The organism is Roseateles sp. FW301-B2 (assembly GCF_058788955.1).
In genome coordinates, this window is sequence record NZ_JBYTBE010000071.1 from 1 (window position 1) to 1,200 (window position 1,200).

General features: G+C 63.3%; 1 protein-coding gene. It reads right to left on the bottom strand.

Going from position 1 to position 1,200, the window contains the following annotated elements:
- Positions 1-32: 32 nt before the first annotated feature.
- Positions 33-1,135 (bottom strand): IS3 family transposase gene (locus tag AC3WQY_RS24545; RefSeq protein WP_492711220.1). Its coding sequence is split into 2 segments (ribosomal slippage): positions 33-877 and positions 877-1,135, totalling 1,104 coding nucleotides; the frame shifts between segments, so codons are not numbered across the junction.
- Positions 1,136-1,200 lie beyond the last annotated feature (65 nt).

The window sequence follows — 1,200 nt, forward strand, 5'->3', positions numbered from 1 at the left end:
TGACCTGCTCGGGTTTATCGAGACAGTAATTCCTAGAAGACGGCGGGTTGCAGGTCTTGGCGGAGTTGCTGTTTGAACTCCACCGGGGTCAAGTATTGCAGGCTGCTGTGCGGACGGACCTCGTTGTAGTGTTGGCGCCAGGTTTCGATGACGACGCTGGCCTCGCGACGCGAGCGGAACCATTCGATGGACAGGCACTCGTCGCGGAACTTGCCGTTGAAGCTCTCGTCGGTACCGTTCTGCCAGGGCTTGCCCGGCTCGTTGAGCACGGTGGCGATGCCGGAGTTGGCGACCCACTCCAGGATCGCCAAGCTGACGAACTCCGGTCCGTTGTCTGAGCGCATGAACAGCGGCGCGCCGTGCTGGCTGACCAGCCGCGACAGCACCTCGATGACGCGCCTGGAGCGAATCGAGCCGGCCACATCGATGGCCAGACATTCCCGGGTGAACTCGTCAACGACAGTCAGGCACTTGATCTGCTGGCCGCTGGCCGTGGTGTCGAAGACGAAGTCATAGGCCCAGACCATGTTGGCTTTGAACGGCGTGTGGATGCGTGGCCGCACGGACGCGATGCGCTTGCGAGGCCGCTTCCGTGGCACCAGCAGGCCGGCCTGGCGCCACAGCCGGTGCGTGCGCGACCAACTCAGCTCGAAGCCCTTGCGGCGCAGGAACACGCGGATGCGGCGATAGCCGTAGCGCGGGTACTGTGCTGAGAGCTCCTTCATCGCCTCGATCACCGGCGCGTCCTTGGCTGGCAGCCGTGGCTCGTAGCTTGGCGTGGAGCGCGACATGCCGATCAGCCCGCAAGCCCGACGCAGACTCAGGCCACGCTCGCGAGCGAAGGCAACCTGAGCACGACGAGCCAGCGGGCTCACCATTTTTTTGCGTTGATCTCTTTCAGGATCGCGTTGTCCAGCGTGGCTTCGGCCAGCAGCTTCTTGAGCCGGCTGTTCTCCAGCTCCAGCGCCTTGAGCCGCTTGACGTCAGCGACGTCCAACTGGCCGAAGTGCTTACGCCAGGCGTAGATCGTCGGCTCGCTGACCTTGTGCTTCTTCGCGGCCTCGGCCACCGTGGTGCGGTCCGCCTCGCGCAGGATCGCAACCATCTGCTCTTCCGTGAATCGACTCTTTCTCATGGGCTCCTCGGGGGATGGAGCCATCTTCTCTTGGAATCAGTGTCTCGAAGAATCCGGGCAGGTCA